The organism is Pseudocoprococcus catus (assembly GCF_019734885.1).
Taxonomy (GTDB): Bacteria; Bacillota; Clostridia; order Lachnospirales; family Lachnospiraceae; genus Coprococcus_A; species Coprococcus_A catus.
Window position 1 is genome coordinate 148,800 of the sequence record NZ_JAAXCM010000020.1, and the last position, 24,736, is coordinate 173,535.

General features: G+C 43.4%; 20 protein-coding genes, 1 rRNA gene and 1 riboswitch. All 21 genes read left to right on the forward strand.

Annotation, left to right across the window (positions count from 1 at the left end; translation table 11 throughout):
* Window positions 1-141: 141 nt before the first annotated feature.
* The 21 genes from HED67_RS02675 to HED67_RS02775 all read left to right on the forward strand — a co-directional run bounded on the left by HED67_RS02675 (window position 142) and on the right by HED67_RS02775 (window position 24,731).
* Window positions 142-3,025 (forward strand): 23S ribosomal RNA (locus HED67_RS02675).
* A gap of 323 nt (window positions 3,026-3,348) precedes the next feature.
* Complete coding sequence (locus HED67_RS02680) at window positions 3,349-4,494, forward strand: acyl-CoA dehydrogenase family protein (protein ID WP_246612083.1); 1,146 nt, start codon at window positions 3,349-3,351, stop codon at window positions 4,492-4,494.
* Between the two features lie 211 nt (window positions 4,495-4,705).
* Window positions 4,706-4,819, forward strand: a riboswitch (FMN riboswitch).
* 241 nt (window positions 4,820-5,060) lie between these two features.
* Window positions 5,061-6,176 (forward strand): bifunctional diaminohydroxyphosphoribosylaminopyrimidine deaminase/5-amino-6-(5-phosphoribosylamino)uracil reductase RibD, encoded by a 1,116-nt coding sequence (gene ribD / locus HED67_RS02685; protein ID WP_221717443.1) that lies wholly within the window; start codon window positions 5,061-5,063, stop codon window positions 6,174-6,176.
* Between the two features lies 1 nt (window position 6,177).
* Window positions 6,178-6,837 carry a riboflavin synthase gene (locus HED67_RS02690; protein ID WP_221717444.1) on the forward strand — a complete coding sequence of 220 codons (660 nt, stop codon included), beginning with the start codon at window positions 6,178-6,180 and terminating at the stop codon, window positions 6,835-6,837.
* A gap of 14 nt (window positions 6,838-6,851) precedes the next feature.
* On the forward strand, window positions 6,852-8,105 hold the full coding sequence (locus tag HED67_RS02695) for a bifunctional 3,4-dihydroxy-2-butanone-4-phosphate synthase/GTP cyclohydrolase II (RefSeq protein ID WP_178439756.1): 1,254 nt from the start codon (window positions 6,852-6,854) through the stop codon (window positions 8,103-8,105).
* Between the two features lie 32 nt (window positions 8,106-8,137).
* Window positions 8,138-8,599, forward strand: a complete 462-nt coding sequence (gene ribH, locus HED67_RS02700) for a 6,7-dimethyl-8-ribityllumazine synthase (RefSeq protein WP_178439753.1) — start codon at window positions 8,138-8,140, stop codon at window positions 8,597-8,599.
* A 277-nt stretch (window positions 8,600-8,876) separates the two neighbouring features.
* On the forward strand, window positions 8,877-9,986 hold the full coding sequence (locus HED67_RS02705; protein WP_221717445.1) for an ABC transporter ATP-binding protein: 1,110 nt from the start codon (window positions 8,877-8,879) through the stop codon (window positions 9,984-9,986).
* 110 nt (window positions 9,987-10,096) lie between these two features.
* The gene (locus HED67_RS02710) at window positions 10,097-11,185 is read left to right on the forward strand and encodes a PucR family transcriptional regulator (RefSeq protein ID WP_215632708.1); all 1,089 of its coding nucleotides are present in this window, start codon (window positions 10,097-10,099) and stop codon (window positions 11,183-11,185) included.
* A gap of 169 nt (window positions 11,186-11,354) precedes the next feature.
* Entirely contained in the window at window positions 11,355-12,452 is a 1,098-nt protein-coding gene (locus HED67_RS02715) for an FAD:protein FMN transferase (protein ID WP_178439744.1), read from the forward strand.
* Window positions 12,453-12,521: 69 nt separating this feature from the next.
* Window positions 12,522-13,850 (forward strand): electron transport complex subunit RsxC, encoded by a 1,329-nt coding sequence (gene rsxC / locus HED67_RS02720; RefSeq protein ID WP_221717446.1) that lies wholly within the window; start codon window positions 12,522-12,524, stop codon window positions 13,848-13,850.
* 9 nt (window positions 13,851-13,859) lie between these two features.
* The gene (locus HED67_RS02725; RefSeq protein WP_221717447.1) at window positions 13,860-14,801 is read left to right on the forward strand and encodes an RnfABCDGE type electron transport complex subunit D; all 942 of its coding nucleotides are present in this window, start codon (window positions 13,860-13,862) and stop codon (window positions 14,799-14,801) included.
* Window positions 14,801-15,370, forward strand: a complete 570-nt coding sequence (locus tag HED67_RS02730; protein WP_221717448.1) for an RnfABCDGE type electron transport complex subunit G — start codon at window positions 14,801-14,803, stop codon at window positions 15,368-15,370. Before HED67_RS02725 ends, HED67_RS02730 begins: the two co-directional genes overlap by 1 nt.
* Window positions 15,370-16,059, forward strand: a complete 690-nt coding sequence (gene rsxE, locus HED67_RS02735; protein ID WP_221717449.1) for an electron transport complex subunit RsxE — start codon at window positions 15,370-15,372, stop codon at window positions 16,057-16,059. The genes HED67_RS02730 and rsxE overlap by 1 nt, the downstream gene beginning before the upstream one ends.
* Window positions 16,059-16,655, forward strand: coding sequence for an electron transport complex protein RnfA (locus HED67_RS02740; protein ID WP_221717450.1), 597 nt, complete (start codon window positions 16,059-16,061; stop codon window positions 16,653-16,655). The genes rsxE and HED67_RS02740 overlap by 1 nt, the downstream gene beginning before the upstream one ends.
* Window positions 16,656-16,667: 12 nt before the next feature.
* Complete coding sequence (locus HED67_RS02745) at window positions 16,668-17,438, forward strand: RnfABCDGE type electron transport complex subunit B (RefSeq protein WP_221717451.1); 771 nt, start codon at window positions 16,668-16,670, stop codon at window positions 17,436-17,438.
* A gap of 279 nt (window positions 17,439-17,717) precedes the next feature.
* Complete coding sequence (locus HED67_RS02750; protein WP_221717452.1) at window positions 17,718-18,431, forward strand: response regulator transcription factor; 714 nt, start codon at window positions 17,718-17,720, stop codon at window positions 18,429-18,431.
* Window positions 18,394-19,986: a sensor histidine kinase gene (locus HED67_RS02755; protein WP_221717453.1), complete on the forward strand. Its 1,593-nt coding sequence runs from the start codon at window positions 18,394-18,396 to the stop codon at window positions 19,984-19,986. The genes HED67_RS02750 and HED67_RS02755 overlap by 38 nt, the downstream gene beginning before the upstream one ends.
* Window positions 19,987-20,091: 105 nt before the next feature.
* Window positions 20,092-20,775, forward strand: a complete 684-nt coding sequence (locus tag HED67_RS02760; protein ID WP_178439724.1) for a FadR/GntR family transcriptional regulator — start codon at window positions 20,092-20,094, stop codon at window positions 20,773-20,775.
* A gap of 248 nt (window positions 20,776-21,023) precedes the next feature.
* On the forward strand, window positions 21,024-22,469 hold the full coding sequence (locus HED67_RS02765; protein WP_221717454.1) for an FAD-binding oxidoreductase: 1,446 nt from the start codon (window positions 21,024-21,026) through the stop codon (window positions 22,467-22,469).
* Window positions 22,470-22,602: 133 nt separating this feature from the next.
* A complete protein-coding gene (locus HED67_RS02770; protein ID WP_178439719.1) occupies window positions 22,603-23,766 on the forward strand; it encodes an acyl-CoA dehydrogenase family protein in 1,164 nt (387 codons plus the stop codon).
* A 161-nt stretch (window positions 23,767-23,927) separates the two neighbouring features.
* A complete protein-coding gene (locus HED67_RS02775; protein WP_178439716.1) occupies window positions 23,928-24,731 on the forward strand; it encodes an electron transfer flavoprotein subunit beta/FixA family protein in 804 nt (267 codons plus the stop codon).
* The last annotated feature ends 5 nt before the right edge of the window (window positions 24,732-24,736 follow it).

The window sequence follows — 24,736 nt, forward strand, 5'->3', positions numbered from 1 at the left end:
CCATGAACTATGTACCTTGAAAACTGCATATCAGAAACACATCAAGCCGTAAATCATCGAAAAGAAAAGATTTACAGATTTCAATGAAATCGAAGAAATAGAACCGACCGCATCATGACGCTACATGGTGTGGGAACAAAAGGTCAAGCAAGATAGGGCACAGGGCGGATGCCTTGGCACTGAGAGCCGACGAAAGACGTGATAAGCTGCGAAAAGCCGCGGGGAGGAGCAAATATCCATTGAGCCGCGGATGTCTGAATGGGGGAACCCGGCAGGAAGAACTCCTGTCATCATGCACTGAATCCATAGGTGTATGAAGGGAACCCGGGGAACTGAAACATCTAAGTACCCGGAGGAAGAGAAAGAAACATCGATTTCCTGAGTAGCGGCGAGCGAAAGGGAAAGAGCCCAAACCGGTGTGCGTGCACACCGGGGTTACGGACTGTCGTAAGTGAGCTGGAAGTTAGCCGAACGGTTTTGGGAAAGCCGGCCAGAGAGGGTGAAAGCCCCATAGGCGAAAACGGAAGGCAGCGGACAGGATCCAGAGTACCACGAGACACGTGAAACCTTGTGGGAAGTCGGAGGGACCACCCTCCAAGGCTAAATACTACTCAGTGACCGATAGCGCATAGTACTGTGAAGGAAAGGTGAAAAGGACCCCGGGAGGGGAGTGAAAGAGCACCTGAAACCCTGTGTCTGCAAGCTGTGGGAGGACGTTAAGGTCCGACCGCGTACTTTTTGTAGAACGGTCCGGCGAGCTGCCACATCCGGCGAGGTTAAGCACTTAAGGTGCGGAGCCGGAGGGAAACCGAGTCTTAACAGGGCGTTAAGTCGGATGGGGCAGGCCCGAAACCGGGTGATCTATCCATGTCCAGGATGAAGCTGTCGTAAAAGACAATGGAGGTCCGAACACACATCCGTTGAAAAGGGTGGTGATGAGGTGTGGATAGGGGAGAAATTCCAATCGAACCCGGAGATAGCTGGTTCTCCTCGAAATAGCTTTAGGGCTAGCCTCTTAAAAGAGTAACGGAGGTAGAGCACTGAATAGCCTAGGGGGCGTCAAAGCCTACCGAAGCTTATCAAACTCCGAATGCCGTATACTTGATTTAAGGGAGTCAGACTGCACGAGATAAGTTGGGCAGTCAAAAGGGAAAGAGCCCAGACCGCCAGCTAAGGCCCCAAAATGCATGTTAAGTGGAAAAGGATGTGGGATCTCTAAGACAACTAGGATGTTGGCTCAGAAGCAGCCATTCATTCAAAGAGTGCGTAATAGCTCACTAGTCGAGAGGTCCTGCGCCGAAAATGTCCGGGGCTGAAACATGCTGCCGAAGCTGCGGAACCGCAAGGTTGGTAGAGGAGCATTGAATGCGGGAAGAAGCTGTACCGTAAGGAGCAGTGGACTGCATTGAAGAGAGAATGCCGGAATGAGTAGCGAGAAATAGGTGAGAATCCTATTGGCCGAATATCCAAGGATTCCAGGGTAAAGCTGATCTGCCCTGGGTAAGTCGGGGCCTAAGGCGAGGTCGGAAGACGTAGCCGATGGACAACAGGTGGAGATTCCTGTACTGCATATGGTCAGAACTGTGGGGACACGGGGTGTTAACGGAAGCCGGGAAAGGAAAGACCGGCCCAAGCACAGGAGGCGTTGCGCAGGCAAATCCGCGCAACAAGCCAGAGGTGTGACGGGGAGCGAAATATAAGTAGCGAAGTCCGGATACATGCTGTCAAGAAAAGCCGCTATTGCGCCATATGTACCCGTACCGTAAACCGACACAGGTGGATGAGGAGAGGATCCTAAGGCCGGCGGGAGAAGTGTTGTTAAGGAACTCGGCAAAATGGCCCCGTAACTTCGGGAGAAGGGGCGCCCAGAAATGGGCCGCAGAGAAAAGGCTCAAGCAACTGTTTAGCAAAAACACAGGTCTATGCGAAACCGAAAGGTGAGGTATATGGGCTGACGCCTGCCCGGTGCTGGAAGGTTAAGGGGAGAGGTTAGCCGCAAGGCGAAGCTTTGAACTTAAGCCCCAGTAAACGGCGGCCGTAACTATAACGGTCCTAAGGTAGCGAAATTCCTTGTCGGGTAAGTTCCGACCCGCACGAAAGGCGTAATGATTTGAGCACTGTCTCGACAACACACCCGGTGAAATTGAAATACCAGTGAAGATGCTGGTTACCTGCGCCAGGACGGAAAGACCCCATGGAGCTTTACTCTAGTTTGATACTGGGACCCGGTATGACATGTACAGGATAGGTGGGAGGCTGAGAATTAATGACGCCAGTCATTAAGGAGCCGCTGTTGGGATACCACCCTTGTGATGCCAGGTTTCTAACGAGCTGCCGTGAACCGGCAGGCGGACAATGTCAGGCGGGGAGTTTGACTGGGGCGGTCGCCTCCGAAAGGGTATCGGAGGCGCTCAAAGGTTCCCTCAGAATGGTTGGAAACCATTCGGAGAGTGCAAAGGCAGAAGGGAGCCTGACTGCGACACCGACGGGTGGAGCAGGTACGAAAGTAGGACTTAGTGATCCGGTGGTATAAAGTGGGATTGCCATCGCTCAACGGATAAAAGCTACCCTGGGGATAACAGGCTTATCACTCCCAAGAGTTCACATCGACGGAGTGGTTTGGCACCTCGATGTCGGCTCATCGCATCCTGGGGCTGGAGTAGGTCCCAAGGGTTGGGCTGTTCGCCCATTAAAGCGGTACGCGAGCTGGGTTCAGAACGTCGTGAGACAGTTCGGTCCCTATCCGGCGCGGGCGTAAGAGATTTGAGAGGAGCTGTCCTTAGTACGAGAGGACCGGGATGGACGGACCACTGGTGTATCTGTTGCACCACCAGGTGCACGGCAGAGTAGCCAAGTCTGGAAGGGATAAACGCTGAAGGCATCTAAGCGTGAAGCCCCCCTCAAGATAAGATCTCTCATTCGAAAGAAGTAAGACCCCTTGAAGACGACGAGGTAGATAGGGCAGGGGTGGAAGGGCAGCAATGTCCGGAGCTGACTGTTACTAATCGGTCGAGGGCTTGACCTGAGACCTTAACGAAGGCGGAACGCAGTGGAGACTGAGTTTAGTTCGAAGGTCGTTCTCAGAGCGGAGCGAAGAGAACATACCCGAAAAGAGCCAGAGTTAAGAGAGCGGTTCTATGGCAGAGTGTTTTATGATATGCAGTTTTGAAGATATGTAATAAAAAAAGACCAGAAGTCACAAGATTTCTGGTCTTTTTTTGTGCAATTTGCGAAAATCAAAAAATCAACAATTTAGTTATTGACATAAATAGTTAGCTAGGATATAATTAGCACACAAAGTATTAGTAAGCTAAAAATGCTTCAACAAACTGAAAGGGGTTATAAGCAATGATAGGGTTTAATTTAACAGAAGAACAGAAAGAAATGCAGGCATTTTACCGTAAGTTTTCTCAGGAACGCGTAAAAGCAGCAGCTGAGAAGATGGACGAAGAAGAGAAGATGGATATGGATCTCATCCATGAGATGCAGAGCCTGGGTATGTTTGGTATTCCATTCTCAGAAGAAATCGGTGGTGCAGGCCTTGATGTTATGAACTATGTTCTTTTAATGGAAGAACTTTCCAAAGTTGATGCCAGCACAAGTATTACAGTATCTGTACATACTTCATTATGTGCATCCAGTATTGAAGAATTTGCAACACCTGAACAGAAAGAAAAATGGCTTCGTCCACTGGTTGACGGCAGCAAGATTGGATGCTTCGGTTTAACAGAGCCAGATGCAGGTTCTGACGTTGCAGGTGCTAGAACAGTTGCAGTTAAAGATGGCGATGAATATGTCATCAACGGCAGCAAGATTTTCACAACAAACTCTGGATTTGCTGATACATTCCTTGTATTTGCTTTAACAGATAAAGAAGCTGGCCCTCACAAGGGTATGTCCGCTTTCCTTGTTGACAGAAACACACCAGGTATTTCCGTACAGCCAGATATCAAACGTATGGGTATCCGCGGTGCATCCAACTCAGAAGTTGTTTATACAGATGTACGTGTACCTGCTGCTGATTTACTTGGTGGCGAAGGCAAAGGTTTCAAGATTGCTATGAAAGCACTTGACGGCGGCCGTATCGGTATTGCAGCTCAGTCTGTAGGTCTTGCTCAGGGCGCTTTAGACGAAGCAATCGCATACTGCAAAGAAAGAAAACAGTTTGGTAAACCAATTTCTGCATTCCAGAATACACAGTTCAGATTTGCAGAATTACAGGCTAGAATTGATGCAGCTCGTCTCCTGACATGGCGTGCAGCTACAGCTAAAGACAATGGCGAAGCATACAATGTATATGCAGCAGAAGCAAAACTGGTTGCATCTGATGTTGCTAACGATGTATGCCGTGCAGCTGTTCAGTTCATGGGCGGCTATGGCTACTGCCGTGAATACGGTGTTGAAAGAAAACTTCGTGATGTTAAGATTACAGAGATCTATGAAGGTACATCTGAAGTTATGAAGATGGTTATCGCAGGTGCATTACTCAGATAATTGCATCACTGATAATATAAAAATTAATTCATGTGAAAACAAAAAAACTCCCTAAAGTTAAAATGATTTAAAAGTAATGAACAGGACTGGCAGTCGAAAGATTTGCCAGTTTTGTTTGTATTTTTGAAAAAATTTTCGAATAATTGTAAAAATTCACAAAAAAGACTTGTATGAAGGGTAATAATGAGGTATAATAACACAGGAAAATGAATAGAATCTTCAGGGCAGGGTGAGAGTCCCTACCGGTGGTAAAGCCCACGAGCCGCGAGGTTGATTCGGTGAGAGTCCGAAGCCGACAGTATAGTCTGGATGAAAGAAGATAAATTGACGTAAGTTTGTGACTGAATTTATTGACTGCTCTGGTTAGTGTATATTGACCGGAGCATTTCTTTTATTATCGCATTGTATGTACATCCGGTACATACAGTTTTGTTGCAAGTTGACTGCGCACTGCGCAATTGAATGTAAGTTGTGATGCCTCTGAAGAATAGATTCAGGGGCATTTTATCGTTTCGCAGGAAATTTTTTCTATAAATTATAACGTAGATGATAAGGGGTTGAAGAATATGACAGACAGAGATCAGGAAGATCGTCAGTATATGCAGATGGCGCTTGATATGGCAAAGCTTGGGCGTGGTTATACAAACCCTAATCCAATGGTGGGTGCCGTGATTGTTAAAGAGGGCAAGGTGATCGCAAAGGGCTATCATCATTGCTGCGGTCAGGGACATGCTGAGGTTGAGGCATTTAAGGATGCCGGTGATCAGGATGTAACAGGAGCAACCATTTACGTCACGCTGGAACCGTGTTCTCATTATGGCAAGACACCGCCTTGTGCGGATAAGATCATTGAGAAAAAGATCGGACGTGTTGTTGTCGGTGCCCTTGATCCGAACCCTCTGGTGGCAGGACGGGGAATTGAGAAAATCCGCAATGCCGGTATCGAAGTAAAGACCGGTGTTCTTGCAGAAGAAAGCATCAAACTCAATGAGATTTTTATGAAATATATTGTGAACAAAGAGCCTTTTGTTCTGTATAAATCAGCAATGTCACTGGACGGAAAGATTGCAACATCAACAGGAGAATCACAGTGGATTTCCTGCGAAGCGTCAAGGCGGGAAGTGCATGAACTCAGACATCAGTATATGGCGATCATGGTTGGTTCACAGACAGTTCTGGATGACGATCCGATGCTGAATTGCAGATTGATTGAAGGAAAGGATCCAATCAGGGTTGTGGTTGATTCTGCATTGCGTATTCCTATGACTGCCAGACTGGTGAAAACTGCCAGAGATATCAGAACGATTGTGGCATGTACGCCGAGAGCTGATGAGAAGAAAATCAGAGATCTGCAGAATGCAGGTGTTGAGATATTAATTATTGAAGAAAAAGACGGCCATGTGGATCTGAAGAAACTGACGGAAGAACTGGGACGTATGCAGATTGACAGTATTTTGCTGGAAGGTGGAGCAACGCTTGCGGCGGCAGCTTTTGAGTCTGGAATTATTGACAAGGTTCAGATGTATATTGCACCGATGATCATTGGTGGCAATGCGGCAAGGACGCCTGTAGGCGGCAATGGAATTGAACATCTCACGGATGCCTGGCAGCTTACAGGCATAACAGCGAGAAACATAGGCAATGATATATGTATCACTGGCTATATCAGACAGGAGGCATGATATGTTTACAGGTATTATAGAAGAAATCGGGACAGTCAAGCAGCTTGTACCGGGAAAGGTATCTTACCGGCTGACGGTGAGTGCCGGTAAAGTACTGGAAGGGACTCAGGTCGGCGACAGCATTGCGACTAACGGTATCTGTCTGACAGTAACAGCAATCCACGGTAATAATTTTGATGCGGATGTGATGGCGGAGACTGTCAGAAGAACGAATTTTTCTTCACTGCATGCAGGAAGCCGGGTGAATCTTGAACGTGCATTGACACCGATGAGCCGGTTAGGCGGACATATTGTCAGCGGACATATTGATGGAACTGGTACAATTTCCGATATGACACGAGAAGATAATGCAGTGTGGGTGACTGTACAGACAAAGCCTGATCTGCTGAAGTATATGATAGAGAAGGGCTCCATTGCCATTGACGGCGTGAGTCTGACCATTGCCTATGTGGATGGCAGCTGTTTCAAGGTATCTGTTATTCCACATACAGGGGAAGAAACCATTTTACTTAAGAAAAAACCGGGAGATACAGTCAATCTTGAGTGTGATCTCATTGGTAAATATGTCGAGAAATTATTACTCGGCAAAGCGGAAGAAGAGAAACAGACGGCTTCCGGCGGCATTACAGAAGCATTTCTGGCAGAAAACGGATTTATGTAGGAGGAATTATAGAAATGAAGGAATTTGATCCAGTAGAGGAAGTCATCGAGGCTGTTCGTGGCGGCAAAATTGTTGTGGTTATGGACGATGAAGATAGAGAAAATGAAGGAGATGTGATTTGTGCTGCAGAGTTTGCAACACCTGAGAATGTGAATTTTATGGCATCCTATGCCAAAGGTCTGATTTGTATGCCTATGCACGTAGATTATGTGGAAAAACTTGGTCTGGATATGATGTGCTCAGTGAATACAGATAATCATGGTACAGCATTTACAGAATCCATCGATTACAAAGACACAGCAACAGGCATCTCTGCTTTTGAGCGTTCCATGACAGCCATGAAGGTTGTTGAAGATGGTGCAAAACCGGAAGATTTCAGAAGACCGGGGCATATGTTCCCACTGGTTGCCAAAAAGGGCGGTATCTTTGAACGTCCGGGACATACAGAGGTGACTGTTGACCTGATGGAGATGGCGGGACTTAAGAAAGTTGGTCTTTGCTGTGAAATCATGAAGGATGACGGCACGATGGCAAGAAGAGATGATCTGTTGGCATTTGCAGAAGAACATGATTTGAAGATCTGTACAATTGCGCAGATCAAGCGATACAGAAAAGAACATGAGAAATTGGTTGAATGTGTGGCAAAGGCAAAACTTCCGACAAAATACGGCGATTTCATGATGTATGGCTATATCAACAAGCTGAATGGTGAACATCATGTGGCACTGGTTAAGGGTGAAATCGGCGATGGCAAGGCTGTATTATGTCGTGTCCATTCAGAATGCCTGACAGGTGATGCGTTTGGCTCACAGAAATGTGACTGCGGTGAACAGCTCCAGACAGCACTTCGTATGATTGAAAAGGAAGGCCGAGGGGTATTGTTATATCTGAGACAGGAAGGCCGAGGCATTGGCCTGATCAACAAGATCAAAGCCTATGCACTGCAGGATCAGGGATATGATACGATTCAGGCCAATATTATGCTTGGTTTCCCGGCAGATATGAGAGACTATACCATCGGTTCCCAGATTCTTGAGGATCTCGGTGTTCATGAACTGAGACTGATGACCAACAATCCTGAAAAGATTGATGGTATTGCAGCCTTTGACCTGAAGATTATTGAAAGAGTCCCGATCCAGATGAAATTAGGCAAAAATGATGCTTTCTATCTTTTAACAAAGAAAGAGAAGATGGGCCATCTTCTGACATATCCGATGACACTGGAAGAGGAAGAACAGGCGAAAAAAGACAACAAGGATAACAAATAAATTATTTATATAAAATGAAAGGAAGTATAGAGATGAACGTATTAGAAGGAAAATTAGTCGCAGAGGGCATGAAGATTGGTATTGTATGCGCACGTTTTAATGAATTTATTACATCCAAACTGCTTGGCGGTGCCATGGATGCACTTGTAAGACATGGTGTTGCTGACAGCGATGTTGATGTGGCATGGGTACCGGGAGCATTTGAAATTCCTCTGGCTGCTCAGAAGATGGCTGCAACAGGAAAATATGATGCGATCCTTTGCCTTGGTGCGGTTATCAAAGGTTCTACATCTCATTATGATTATGTATGTGCAGAAGTATCCAAAGGTATTGCAACTGTTTCATTATCTTCAGGTCTTCCGGTTCTCTTCGGTGTTCTGACAACAGATAATATTGAACAGGCAATTGAAAGAGCCGGTACAAAAGCAGGCAATAAGGGCTATGATGTTGCTGTTAGTGCAATTGAAATGGTCAATCTGTTCAAAAATATGTAAAAATATCAACAAATATACAGCGTAATGCTATATTACCTCAAAATACCTGTCAGATTGATCTGACAGGTATTTTTTGCATCCAAACTGACCATGAAAAAAGAGAAAATACTAAAAAATGTTGTTCAATCTGCAAAGAAAATTGGAAAAAGAGAAAAGTCAACAAAGTTCCGGGAGTTTCTTTGGACAAAGCATCCATGGCTCTTTTGTCAAAAGTGTTGTAGTATAATAACAGTTATGACGATGAAGCAGTAGCGATACTGATTGTGAGGAGGAGCTTATGGCAAGTTTATCATTAAGAAATATTTATAAAGTGTATCCAAACGGATTTAATGCAGTTAAAGATTTTAACCTTGAAATTGAAGACAAAGAATTTATTATTTTCGTTGGTCCTTCCGGCTGCGGTAAATCAACAACACTTCGTATGATTGCAGGTCTTGAGGAAATCTCAAAAGGTGAGCTTTACATTGACGGCAAATTAGTCAATGATGTAGAACCCAAGGACAGAGATATTGCAATGGTATTCCAGAGCTATGCACTGTATCCGCATATGTCCATTTATGATAACATGGCATTTGGTCTGAAGCTGCGTAAGATGCCAAAGGCTGAAATTGATAAACGAGTAAGAGAAGCGGCAAGAATTCTTGATATTGAACATTTGCTTGACAGAAAACCGAAGCTGCTGTCCGGCGGACAGAGACAGCGTGTGGCAATGGGACGTGCCATTGTCCGTGAACCGAAGGTATTCCTGATGGATGAACCGCTTTCCAATCTGGATGCGAAGCTGCGTGTTCAGATGCGTCTTGAGATTTCAAAACTTCATCAGAGACTGCAATCTACCATCATCTACGTTACCCATGATCAGACTGAGGCGATGACATTGGGAACAAGAATTGTTGTTATGAAAGACGGCGTGATCCAGCAGGTGGATTCTCCTCAGAATCTTTATGATTATCCGGACAATCTTTTTGTAGCAGGCTTTATCGGTTCACCGCAGATGAACTTCATTGATGCAACAGTTGTTAAGGAAGGCGGAGAATTGTTCCTTGAATATGGTAATCATCACAGAGTGATCCTTACACCAGAGAGGGCAGCGAAACTGGCAGATTATGTCGGTAGGGAAGTGACATTTGGTATTCGTCCGGAAGATGTTTTTGCATCTGAGAAGTATGAAGCCGCACATGAACACAATACGGTAGAAGCAAGTGTACGTGTATTTGAGATGCTGGGTGCAGAGGTGTTCTTGTATCTGACAGTGGATGGATTTGATGTGACATGCCGTGAACATCCAAGTACAAAGGCTAAACCGGGTGATATCATGAGTATTTCTTTTGATGTGAATAAGATCCATGTCTTTGACAAAGAGACACAGATGACTATTACCAACTAGATAAAGAATTTTAACAATTTTAGAGGGAATGCAGGTTGTATTCCCTCTTTTTATGGTTTATGATTATAGCAGCTCAAAATCAGATAACAGAAGAAAAGGAGGAGTTGCAGATGGCATATAATCAGATGCTGCAAAGTACGATTGAAGGGGTTAAATCCATTGCCAGAACCGATCTGTGTCTGATGGACACAGAGGGCAATGTGATTGCGGCTACCAATGAGGATGCACAGCAGTACAAAGAATCTGTATTGGCATTTGTTGATTCACCTGCAGAAATTCAGGTTGTACAGGGATATCAGTACTTTAAAATTATGGATGGCACAAGTGTTGAATATGTCATGCTGATTCACGGTGATGGTGATGATATTTATACGATCGGTAAACTGGTGGCATTTCAGATCCAGAATTTATTGTCCGCATACAAGGAAAAGTATGACAAAGAGAATTTTATTAAAAATGTTCTTCTGGACAATATGCTGTTGGTGGATATTTATAATAAAGCAAAGAAGCTGCATATAGAAGCAGAGGCCAGAAGACTGGTATTTGTCATTGAGACAAACAAACATCGTGACAGCAATGCCATGGAAGTGATGAAGAGTTTATTTACAGGCAGACATGGTGCTTATATTACAGCGGTGGATGAAGAGAATATTATTCTTGTGAAAGAGTTAGAAAAGCGTGATACTTATGAGGAGATGCATCAACTGGCCAAAACGATTGTCGATCTGTTGAATACAGAAGCCATGATCAATGCCAAAATTGCCTACGGTACCGTTGTGCAGAATATCAAGGATATTTCCAGATCTTACAATGAAGCGAAAATGGCAATGGATGTGGGGAAGATTTTCTACGATGAGAAATCCGTGATCGCATATAATAAGCTTGGCATTGGGCGATTGATTTATCAGCTGCCGATCCCGCTGTGCAAAATGTTTATGGATGAGGTTTTTCCGGGCACAACACCGGATGAATTTGATGAGGAAACATTATTAACGATTCGTAAATTTTTTGACAATAGCCTGAATGTATCTGAGACTGCAAGACAATTGTATATCCACAGGAATACGCTTGTATACCGCCTTGACAAGGTAAATAAGGCCACAGGTTTGGATCTGAGGGTATTTGAAGATGCCATTACCTTTGAGATTGCGCTGATGGTTGTGCGTTATATGAATTACATGGAAAGAAAGCATTACTAATTTTGTCCATGAAAAAAAGTGATTTAATGATGAAACTTTGCATTTTTACTTAAAATTTGTAAAGTGTGCTTGAAATTGTCGGGCTTACATAGTAAAATGTGTATAGTATACACAAGGTTTGTATACTATACAATTTACGTGTTAAAAATGTAACAATGAGGTGCATATTTTGAACAGCAAATGGAGAAAAAGACTTGGTGCATGGGCATTTCTGATCGTGTTTGTTTTTCAGTTAACAGCGTGTCAGCAAGTCACGGGGCAGAGCAGTACCTCAGATGATGGGACGGCTTCTTCCTATATCTTTACGATGGGAACCGTTTTTGACATCAGAGTGTTTGCAGATGATGCCGATGATGTTATGCAGCAGGCGGAACAGGCAATCAACGGATGTGACAGGCTTCTTTCCTGGAGGGAAGAAGGGTCATTGGCTTACAAGTTTAATACGGAACATCAGACAGATATGTCTGAGATTAAGGAAGTGCTGGAAGATGCACTCCGGGTCAGCAAAGATAGTCAGGGCGCATTTGATCTCACTGTTTTACCGCTTTCACAGCTTTGGAATTTTGACAGGTTCGGGGACAGTGATTTTGATGTGTCAACCATGGAGGTCCCTGACCAGGCAGACATTCGCGAGGCCATGAAGAAAGTGGATTATACACAGCTTCGTTATAATGATGAGACAGGTATCCTTTCCACAGAGAATACGGATATTCAGATTGAGCTTGGCGCCATCGGCAAGGGATATGCTATTGAGCAGGCGAAGGAGATACTGACATCTTCAGATGCATCCGGCGGCATGATATCTGCCGGCAGTTCCATTTATGTCTATGGAAAGAAACCGGATGGCAGCAAGTTCAGAGTGGCATTGAGGGATCCCCGGGGCGATGAGAACTCGGCAATCGGTGTACTGACATTGTCGGACACCACGATTTCTACATCCGGTGACTATGAACGCTACTTTGAGAAGGATGGCGTGAGGTATCATCATATATTGGATCCGCGGACCGGTTATCCGGCGGACAGCGGTTTGATGCAGGTTACGATCATCAGCGATGACAGTGTGATGGGAGATGCTTTATCCACAGCATGCTTTGTGTCAGGCCTGGATGAAGGCATGAAGCTGGCGGAAAAATATGGTGTTGATGCGATTTTTGTTGATACAGACAAGAATATCTGGTACAATAATCCGGATGTCCTGAACAGCTTCGAATTTACAGGCAAAGATTCGGGATATGTTTTAAATGAATATAATCAGGCTCACAGTTGAGGCTGTGGACTGGTTTATATAATAAAGTTTTGCGGACGCAAGTCCAAAAATATCTAGAGGAGGATTCAAATGGCAAAACAATCAAGTGGACTTCTTGGCAGTTTAGGATTTGTTAAAAGCCCTGGAGCACCCGTACCTCACAGAAAACATACCAGTGCTTGTGAGACAGTTGAGATGCCGGTACCGGCATCTGTAACTATCGTTATGTCACAGCACATTGGTGCACCTTGTACACCATGCGTTAAAGCAAAGGATCAGGTGTTTGTAGGTACGCTTGTGGGAGAAAGCACTGCATTTATGTCAGCGCCGATACATTCCAGCGTGTCAGGTACAGTCAAAAAAATTGACACAGTTTTAATGCCGAATGGTACAAAGGCACAGGCAATCGTCATCGATACAGATGGTGAACAGACTGTTGACCCGGCTATTCAGCCACCAGTAGTGAATTCAAAAGAAGAATTTATTGAAGCTGTTAAACAGTCAGGTCTTGTAGGTCTTGGTGGTGCCGGTTTCCCTGCACATATCAAGTTAAATCCTAAAGACAAGATTGAATATCTCTGCATCAATGCGGCAGAATGTGAGCCTTATATCACAGCCGATGTCAGAGAAATCATGGAGAACCATGAGAACGTTCTTTACGGTATCAGCCAGGTTATGAAATATGTCGGTATCGACAAGGCTTTAATCGGTATCGAAGACAACAAGCCTGAAGCAATCAAACTGATGCAGGAGAAGACAGCACAGATGAGTAATGTTGAAGTTGTGACATTACCTTCACGTTATCCACAGGGTGCTGAGAAAGTTCTTATTGAACAGTGTACAGGACGTCAGGTGCCTCCTGGCAAACTTCCATCCGATGTGGGATGCATCGTTATGAACGTTGCATCTGTAGGTTTCCTCGGCGGTTATCTGAAGAATGGTATTCCTTTGACAACAAAGCGTGTCACTGTTGATGGCTCTGCAATTACAGAAGCTAAGAATGTCAGAGTTCCGATCGGTGCTCCGATTAAAGATATTATTGCATTCTGTGGCGGATACAAAGGTACACCGGCCAAACTGATTAGTGGTGGTCCTATGATGGGTACTGCATTGATGACCGATGACTTCCCTGTTCTGAAACAGAACAATGCTTTCCTTGCTTTCGATGAAGCAGAAGCAAAATCCCTTGAACCAACAGCATGTATCAGCTGTGGTCGCTGCGTTAATGCATGTCCTATGAATCTGATGCCTACAAAGCTTGAGGCGGCTACAATCTACAAGCGAGTAGACGACCTGAAGAAATATAGCGTCATGACATGTATGGAATGCGGCTGCTGTGCATTCGTATGTCCAGCAAACAGGAAACTCGTTCAGTCTATGAGAATTGGTAAAGCCATTCTTCGTAATGCAGGAAAGTAGGTGTACATAATGGATGGTAAATTAATTGTTTCTTCATCCCCTCATATTTCGAGTCCGGTGAAAACAAAGAATATCATGCTTGATGTTATCATCGCATTGATTCCTTCTTTGATTGCATCAATTTATTTCTTCGGACCGAGAGCTGCTGTGATTGTTATCGCTTCAGTAGCAACTTGTGTGATTGCTGAGTATATCTGCCGTAAAGTCATGAAACGTGAGCAGACAATCGGTGATCTCAGTGCAGTCGTAACTGGTATTCTTCTGGCATTCAACCTGCCTTCAAGTGTACCAATCTATGTGCCGATTATCGGTGGTCTGGTAGCCATTGTTATGGTTAAGCAGATGTTTGGTGGTCTTGGTCAGAACTTCGTTAACCCGGCTCTGCTGGCACGTATCATTCTGATGAACTCCTTCCCTGTACTGATGACAACATGGTATCCATCAGGCAACTTTGGAGCTGATACAACAGCAATGGCTTCACCACTTGCTAACATTGCAACAGGCAATGTGGATGCGCTTCCATCATACATGGATATGTTCATTGGTAACATCCCTGGATGTTTAGGTGAAACAAGTGCCCTGGCACTTTTGATCGGCGGTATTTATCTGATCGCCAGAAAAGTTATCTCCCCGATCATCCCTGTTACTTATATCGGTACAGTATTTGTTCTGTCCGCAATCCTCGGACAGGATCCTGTTGCTCAGATCCTCTGCGGCGGTCTTTTCATTGGCGCGATCTTCATGGCAACAGACTATGTAACAAGCCCTCTGACGAATAAAGGCAAATTCATCTACGCACTTTGCTGTGGTATCATCACTTGCCTTATCCGTGTATTTGCTTCCCTTCCGGAAGGTGTATCTTACTCAATCGTTCTGATGAATATCATCGTTCCTCTGATTGAGAGAGCTACAGTTCCTAAACCGTTTGGTACTGTAAAGGAGGCTAAGTAATGAATTTTAAAACGATTGGTATTCCTACAATTAAATTATTAGTCATTGCAGCAGTCATTACAACACTTCTGTTCCTGACAAACAATACAACAGAAGCGAAGATTGCACAAAATCAGGCAGATGCGAATGTTGCTTCCCGTAAGGAAGTTCTTCCGGATGCAGATGATTTTGATGAGAAAACAGTTAACGTTGACGGTGTGGATTATACATATTATGAAGCCAAGAATGGCGCAGGTTATGTATTCTCCGGCTCCAACAAAGGTTACGGCGGTGCGGTAGTTGCCATGGTTGGTATTTCTTCAGATGGCAAAGTTGTTGGTGTCAAAGTTACAGAAGCTTCTGATGAAACACCTGGTCTTGGTGCAAAATGGGTCGCAACAGATGCATCCGGTGATGAGAGACGTGCTCAGTTTATCGGTGATATCCCTGAAGGCGGTTCTTTTGCAGTTGCAAAAGACGGCGGTAAAATTCAGGCAGTAGCCGGTGCTACAATTACATCACGTGCTGTTACACATGATGTCAATGATGCGATCGCACAGTATAATGCTGTAGTAGGAGGTGCTAACTAATGGCTAAAAAAGAGAAAAGTTATGGCGAGATTCTGACAGCCGGTTTTATTAAAGAAAACCCTGTACTTCGTCTTGTATTAGGTACCTGTCCTACATTGGCCGTTACAACACAGGCTTTTAACGGTCTTGGTATGGGTGCCGCAGCAACACTGGTACTGATCGGTTCCAATGCTGTTATTTCATTACTGCGTAATGTTATTCCTGATAAAGTACGTATCCCGGCTTTCATCACAATCATCGCCGGTTTCGTTACAATTATTCAGATGCTTGTTAAGGCATTTGTACCAGCTCTGGATTCAGCGCTTGGTATTTATCTGCCGCTGATCGTTGTTAACTGTATCATTCTTGGCCGTGCAGAAAGTTTTGCCAGCAAGAATAAAGTCCTTCCATCCATTCTCGATGGTCTTGGAATGGGTATCGGTTTCACAATCGCTCTTGTACTGATGGGTTCCATCCGTGAGCTGATTGGTAATGGTTCTATCTTTGGATTTGTTGTCAACAGTGGTTCTGTAATTCAGCCAATGCTGATTCTTATCCTCCCACCTGGCGGTTTCTTTGTATTTGGTATGCTGATTGCACTGTTCAATCGTCTTGCTGAAGGTAAAGGTAAAGAACCTGCAACATTATCATGCTGTAATTGCCCACAGGCTGCCAGCTGTATGAAAGCATCAGAAGGAGGTTGTGAATAATGTCAATTACTGGTTTACTTTCAATTTTCCTTGCAGCCATTCTGACAAACAACTATATCCTGAGTAAATTCCTTGGTATCTGTCCTTTCCTGGGCGTTTCCAAGAAACTGGATACAGCAGTCAGCATGAGTGCTGCCGTTATCGTTGTAATGGTTGTTGCCACAGCTGTTACATGGCCAATCCAGACATTCTTACTTGATCGTTTTGGCCTTGGTTACTTACAGACAATTGTATTCATCCTGATCATTGCAGCGCTTGTTCAGTTCATTGAAACATTCATGAAGAAGAACATGCCGCCTCTTTATCAGGCACTGGGTGTATACCTTCCTCTGATCACAACTAACTGTGCAGTACTTGGTGTTACAACTCTGAATATCAGTTCTGGTTACAACTACCTTGAATCTCTGATTAATGCAGCTGGTTCAGGTTTTGGTTTCCTTGTTGCCATGGTCCTTTTTGCAGGTGTCAGAGGCAGACTGGAAACAGCAGATATCCCTAAATCATTACAGGGTCTGCCAATTACATTGGTATCTGCTTCTATCGTCGCTTGTTCATTCCTTGGCTTTGGTGGCCTTGTAGACGGCATTTTCAAATAGGAGGGATTGGACATGTATGGTATTTTAATCGTAGCGGTTATCGCGATTGTAGCAGGTTTGCTTCTGTCATGGGCTTCCATTCAGTTTGCAGTACCTGTTGATGAAAAACAGGCAGCAGTCAGAGAAGCACTTCCGGGTGCAAACTGTGGTGCCTGCGGTTTCTCTGGTTGTGATGGTTATGCAGCAGCACTTGCTGCCGGCACAGCAGAAATCGGTCTTTGTTCTCCTGGTGGTCCGGATGTTGCAGAAGAATGTGCAACAATCCTGGGCAAAGCAGCAGGTGAGATGGTCAGAAAGGTTGCGCTTGTACAGTGTAACGGTACTTGCGCCAATGCAGGTCAGAAACTGATCTATGATGGTGTTGACACATGTCAGGCAGTCAGCCTGATGTTTGCCGGCGACAGCACATGTGCATATGGCTGCCTTGGCCATGGTGACTGTGCAGCTGTTTGCCCTGAGAAGGCAATCATTGTTCATGACGGTCTGGCTATGATCGATCAGGACAAGTGTGTTGGCTGTGGTATCTGTGTGAAGACATGTCCTAAGCATGTGATTGCTCTTGTACCATTTGAGAAGAAACATCATGTACTTTGTGTCAATACAGATAAAGGTGCAGAAGCAATGAAAGTCTGCAAGACAAGCTGTATTGGCTGTATGAAGTGTGTGAAGACATGTGAACATGATGCAATTCATGTTACAAACTTCAATGCATCAATTGATTATGACAAGTGTACAAACTGCGGAGCATGTGCAGAAGTGTGTCCAAAGCACGCAATCTGTTAATTGCGGTCAATGCAGAATACTTGAATTAAGGCGGATGTCGAAAGGCATCCGCCTTTTTTTCTGAAATCGATCTTAGTATTTGCGATATAAGTGGTCATTCGATATAATAAATTATCATAAAGGTTAAAATCAGTAGGTATCGTCAGATATGCAGAGCAAAGAAAAGACAGACGAACTTAACTGTAAGAAAACTGAAAGAAATAACTGGCATTATTTTCAGAAATTTACGATAGAATCATAAATATCAAAAAACTGGCATATGAATTAGAGAGGCAGAGTATGGAACAGCAGACAATACTTATTGTGGATGATGACAGAGAAATTGTCAGAGTCATTTCAAAAATACTGGAGCTGGAAGGCTACAAAACATTGAAGGCTTATGATGGGCTTGAAGCTATGGACATGCTTGTGGGCAATGTGGTGCATCTGATTATGATTGACATTATGATGCCGAAGATGAATGGTCTTGCGGCGGTTATGAAAATCCGGGAGACAAACAATATCCCGATTATTATTTTATCAGCGAAGACCGAGGAAACAGACAAAGTGCTGGGATTATCCATGGGAGCGGATGATTATATCAGTAAACCTTTTAATACCCAGGAGATGATCGCAAGAGTGAAGGCTCAGCTCAGACGATATATGCGGCTTGGTGCCATGAATTCGGAAAGTATGCAGGACAGTATTCGTATCGGAGATCTTTATCTGGACAAGCATGCAAAAGAGCTGAATGTCAATGGCGAGACTGTCCATTTGACAGCAACAGAGTACAAGATCATGGAATTGCTGATGAGCAATCCGGGCAGAGTTTTTCCAGCAGAAGAAATTTATGAAAGAGTATGGCAGGAACCGGCGTATTCTGTTGAAAATACGGTCATGGTACATATTCGGAGAATCCGTGAAAAAATAGAGATTAATCCGAAACAGCCAAAATATCTGAAGGTGGTGTGGGGCATTGGATACAAAATTGAAAAAGATGACAGCAAATATTAAAGGGGTAAAAGGCTGGTTTATACTGACGGTTTTCGGATTGGATGTACTCCTTGGAATTGCCGGCGGAAATCTAATAAGCTCTTTTTATGGAGATGTCATTATTTATGTCGGTTTTCTTGTGACGGTTGCAGCAGGCATCATGTTGACGGTCAGCCTAAAGTCGGATAGCAGAGAATGGTCTTCTTTGACTATTTTTGACAGCTTTAAGACAGATACATTATTTTGGCTGGAGGTTTTTATTGTCACCTGTACAATGGCTGCCTTTGCCTGGATTGCCGGTTTATATGAGTCCTGGAGCTGGGCCTATCCTGCAATCTCAAGACTGAGAAAGCTTTTGTTTTTGGTGCTGGTGCTGCCTGAAGCATTTGTTGTGGTCAGCTGCTATGCTATATTTATCCGGCGCATGAAGGATCGGGAGAAACGCAGGATGTTGTGGATCCGATCTGTTTTTCCAAAACACGAAAAAAAACAGAAAGTCAAAAAGAAAAATCCTGTAAAAAAATTATATGACAAATTCAGAGAAGGTATTGTCTCTTTAAAAGCAGAATATGAACATTCTCTGGATTATGAAAAAAAACAGCTCATTTGCACAATTTTGATTGTAGGCGGCAATCTTTTTATCATCTGGGCTGTACTTTTTGCCAATAGCGGTATCCTTGTACTTATCCTGCTGATCATCAATATCGTCTATTTTATAAGGCAGAGAGGTTTTTATCGGAATGTAGGTGAAATTATCAGGGAACTGCATCACCTTTCTATGGGAGAGAAAGTGCGCCCGGTCAACATTTCTGAGACATCACCGCTTTATGAGGCAGGATGTGATCTTGAAAAGGTTAACGAAAGTCTGGATAAAAGTGTGAAGCGTCAAATTAAGAGCGAACAGATGAAAATAGAGCTGATCACGAATGTATCTCATGATCTTAAAACACCATTGACATCGATTATCGGATATATTGATCTGCTGAAAAAAGAGGATATGTCCCCGGAAGCCCAGGATTATGTCAGTGTCATCTCGCAGAAGTCTGAGCATTTAAAGGAAATGATCCAGGATCTTTTTGAAATCTCAAAAGCTACCAGCGGTAATGCTGAACTTGTTCTGGAGAAGCTGGATATGGTAAAACTTCTTCAGCAGACATTGGGGGATATGGAGGATCGTATCATCAGCAGCGGGCGTACCATTAAGACTGTACTGCCGGAAGAATCCCTTTATATCAGTGGTGACGGCAAGCGATTGTACCGTGTTTACCAGAATCTGATTGAGAATGCTCTTAAATATTCTATGGAAGGAACACGTATTTTTGTGGAAGCACGCGTGGAAGACCAAAAGGTCGTGACGGAAATAAAAAATATTGCATCTTATGAGATGGATTTTACTGCAGATAAGATTGTTGAGCGGTTCCAGCGAGGAGATGTCAATAGAACAACAGAGGGACATGGACTGGGGCTGGCTATTGCTAAAAGTTTTTCGGAAGCCTGCGGCGGCCATCTGGATATTGTGATTGACGGAGATTTATTTAAAGCGATTATTTCCTATCCATTATATTGGGAATCTTAGTGAAAGTGTCTGACTTGTTATTGTGAAATTGTACATTTTCTGATATAATTATAAAGAAATCAGTAATTTTTATGCGGGATATGCTTAGGCAGAGGTAATAGATCAATGGAGACAAGTGAACGGGCATATGAGAAAATTATAAATTATGTTGAGCGGCAGATCATGCAGGGTTCTTATAAGAAGGGGGATAAGCTTCCGCCGGAACGTGAACTTGCGGCACTTCTCGGTGCCAGCAGGAATTCTGTAAGAGAAGGACTCGGCATCCTTGAACGTATGGGAGTTATCTCCAGCCAGCAGGGGGCCGGGAACTTTATTTCAGATAATTTTGAGAAGACATTAATTGAAGTTATGACACTCATGTTTATCCTGGAAGAAGGAACTTTCAGAGAAATCAGTGAATTTCGATATGCACTGGAGACGCAGGCACTGTCATTGGCGATGAAGAATATCACAGAAGAACAGCAGACGGATATTGAGTATTATATGTCAATGCTGGAACAGACACCGGGTGAGGAACAGAAAGCTTATTATGATAAGAAGATTCATTACACCATCACAGCTGCATCCGGCAATCGGTTTATCATAGATAATCTTCAGGCACTGACGGAGGTGATGGATGTCTTCATCAAAGATATGCGTGCGAAGATCCTGAGTGACGGGAGCAACAGTGAAGGACTTATGTCAGCCCACAGACAGATGGTTGAAGCACTTCGGGAGAAGGACGAAAGCAAGGGATTAAAGGCATTGAAGGTCCATTTTGAATACATATATGCCTACATTGACGGTTAACCGTTATTGTTAACCTTAGATGAAGAAAACCCTTTAAAAACATGACAAAACCGACATGTTTACGTAGATGTGAAAGTAAGAAATGTGTAAATTATATGGAATGGGAATATGAACTCTTAAAAAAGAAGACAAAATTAATAAAATTCACTAGACAAATTGGAAATAATATTCTATAATAATAGACGTAAGTGGTAGGGCCAATGGTACAGAAACTTGTGCCCATTTTAAAAAAGTAGGAGGAAGTAAAAATGAGTGAGTATAGCAAAGTGACTCCGGAAATCGTTGAACAGATTAAAGCTGTCGTTGCTCCTAACAGAGTTTATACTGGCGCTGATATCAACGAAGACTTTTCTCACGACGAGATGTCAATTTATGGTAAGGCTATGCCTGAATTAGTAGTTGATGCTGTTTCTACAGAAGAGATTGCAGCAGCAATGAAGATTGCTTATGAAAACAACATTCCTGTAACAGCAAGAGGAGCAGGTACAGGCCTTGTAGGTGCTTGTGTTCCAATCGCTGGAGGTATTGTTATCAATACAACTAAGATGAACAAGATCCTTGAATATGATCTTAACAACTTCGTAGTTAAAGTTCAGTGTGGTGTTCTTCTGAATGACCTGGCTGAAGACTGCGTAAGCAAAGGCCTTATGTACCCACCAGATCCAGGTGAAAAGTTCGCTACATTAGGCGGTAACGTTTCTACAAATGCCGGTGGTATGAGAGCATGTAAATATGGTGCTACAAGAGATTATGTTCGTGCTATGGAAGTTGTTTTACCTACAGGTGAAGTTACACGTTTCGGCAGCACAGTATCCAAGACATCTTCAGGTTATTCTCTGTTAAATCTCATGATCGGCTCTGAAGGTACATTAGGTATCATCACAGAACTGACTCTGAAGATTATTCCTGCACCTAAGGAAGTTATCAGTTTGGTTATTCCTTTTGAATCTCTGGAAGATTGTATCGGTACAGTTCCTCAGTTCAAGAAGAACGGACTTGATCCTCAGGCTCTCGAGTTCATGGAGAAAGCAATTGTTCAGGCGTCTGAAAGATATATCGGCAAGAGCGTATATCCTCAGAAGATCGATGGTGTAGAAGCTGGTGCATACCTGCTTGTTACATTTGACGGCAAGACTAAAGATGAACTTGACAACATTATTGAAGAAGCTTCTGAAATCGCACTTGAAGCTGGTGCAATCGATGTTCTTGTAGCAGATACTCCTGCAAAGATCAAAGATGCATGGGCAGCAAGAAGCTCATTCCTGGAAGCTATCAAAGCTGAGACAAACTGGAAAGATGGTCTCGAAATGCTTGATGAATGTGACGTTGTTGTTCCTCTGGACAAGATCGCTCCATATGTTGAGTATGTATACGGTGTAGGCGAGAAATTCGGTCTTAGAATTGAATCCTTCGGTCATGCCGGCGATGGTAACCTTCATATTTACATCATTGGTGATGATAAGATCTCTGTTGCTGATTTCAAGGCTAAAGCAGATGAATTCTTCGATGATATCTATGCTGAAGCTACAAGAGTAGGCGGTCTGGTATCCGGCGAACATGCAATTGGTTCAGGTAAACTTGATTACCTTGCTAAATCTGTTGGACCAACTCAGATGAAACTGATGGAAGACATCAAGAGAGTATTTGATCCGAAGATGATCCTTAACCCTGGTAAAGTTTGCTACAAACTGTAATTTAAGTAATTATATATTGAGTGCAAAATCATGTGAAAGTGTTAACGTTTTCACATGAATGCACCCGTTTTAAGACAGTTGAAGCAACCTACATACAAAATAAATTACTTTTAAATCATTAGGAGGGATAGTAATGAATTTTCACTTTAATGAAGAAGAACAGGAAATTCTCAACATGTTACATGACTATGCAGTCAAGGAAGTAGCTCCTAGAGCTCACGAAATTGATGAGGAAGAAAAATTCCCTATGGAAGCTCGTAACGGTCTTGCTGAAATGGGTATGATGGGTATGTATTTCCCAGAAGAGTACGGCGGTGCTGGACTTAGCTACCTTTCTTACATCGCAGTTTGCGAAGAACTGGCTGTTCATTGTGCTACAACATCTGTTGTATTATCCGCTCATGAATCTCTTTGCAGCTGGCCTATTTACAAATATGGTTCAGAAGATCAGAAGAAGAAATACCTTACAGCTCTTGCATCAGGCGAGAAGTTAGGTGCTTTCGGTTTAACAGAGCCAGGCGCTGGTACAGATGCTGCTATGCAGAAGACAGTTGCTAAAGATGAAGGCGATCATTGGGTACTGAATGGTTCCAAAGTTTTCATCACAAACGCTCAGTATGCTGATATCTTCGTAGTATTCGCTATGGTTTACAGAGATGACTACAAAGAAAGACCATACACAAACAAAGATATCTCCGCTTTCATCATCGAAAAAGGTTTCGAAGGTTTCTCAGTTCAGGGTCATGAAATGAAGATGGGTATCCGTGGTTCATCAACATGCTCACTGTACTTCGATAACTGCATCGTTCCTAAGGAAAATCTTCTTGGCGAACAGGGCAAAGGCTTCAAAGTTGCTATGACAACACTTGATGGTGGTCGTATCGGTATCGCAGCTCAGGCTATCGGTATCGCTCAGGCAGCTATCAACGAAACAGTTGCTTATACAAAAGAACGTGTACAGTTTGGTAAACCAATCTGGAAATTCCAGAATACACAGTTCCAGTTAGCTGATATGCAGGCTAAAGTAGATGCAGCTCGTCTGCTTGTTTACCGTGCAGCTCAGGCTAAACAGGATGGCGAACCACACAGCCACTTAGCAGCTATGGCTAAGTTAGTTGCTTCTGAAACAGCTTCAGATGTATCTCGTCGTTGTGTACAGCTTGTTGGTGGTAATGGTTACTCTCGTGAATATCCATTCGAGCGTCATATGCGTGATGCTAAGATCACAGAAATTTATGAAGGTACAAGCGAAGTTCAGCGTATGGTTATCGCTGGCTGGTTAGGTGCTACAAAATAATTTTCAGGCTTGATACCTGTCAATTAATAAAAGATAAATTCTGAGGTTTCCTGTGATTAAAATTCATTTAGGAAAAAATTAAAGAGTTTTCACATGACTGGTGTGCAGGATACTTACTACACACCAGTTGTGCTATAAAGAATGAGGAGTAGATAACAATTATGGAAATATTAGTTTTGATCAAACAGGTTCCAGATGATTCCGTTGAAGTTAAGCTTGATCCTGCAACAGGTGCACCAAATCTGAATGGTGTAGAGGCTGTTGTAAATGCATTTGATACATATGCACTGGAAATGGCTAAAAGATATATTGAAGATAATGGCGGTAATGTTACAGTCGCTACAATCGGTGACGACGATGCAACAGCTGCTTTAAGAACATGTCTGGCTGTAGGTGCCGGCAAAGCTTTCCTGATTAAGGATGCTTCATTTGCAGGTTCCGATACAACAGCTAAGGCTTATATCCTTTCTAAAGCCGTTGCTAAGATTGAAGAAATCAACGGCGCTAAATTTGACATTATATTCTGTGGTAAAGAAGCTACAGATTTCTCTAAAGGTATGGTTGGTGTACAGCTTGCTTCTGAACTCGGCGTTGGCGTTGCAACAGATGTTATCGCTGTTAATCCTGCAGAAGGCGGTGTAACTGTTAAACAGGAAACAGAGACAGGCTACAATGTAATTGATCTGGCTACTCCTTGTGTTGTAACAATTCAGAAGCCTGATTATGATCCAAGATACCCAACTATCAAGACAAAGATGGCTGCAAGAAAAGCTACAATCAACGAGATTACTGCTGCAGATCTTGCAGTGGATGCAGCTAAAGTTGGTGAAGCAGGTTCTCTGACAAAAGTCCTTAAATTATATGAGCCACCTAAGAAACAGGCTGGTGTTAAGATTCAGGAAGAAACTGTTGCTGATTCTACAATGCGTGCGCTTGCTATGATTGCAGAAGCAAAAGTACTTTAATTTAA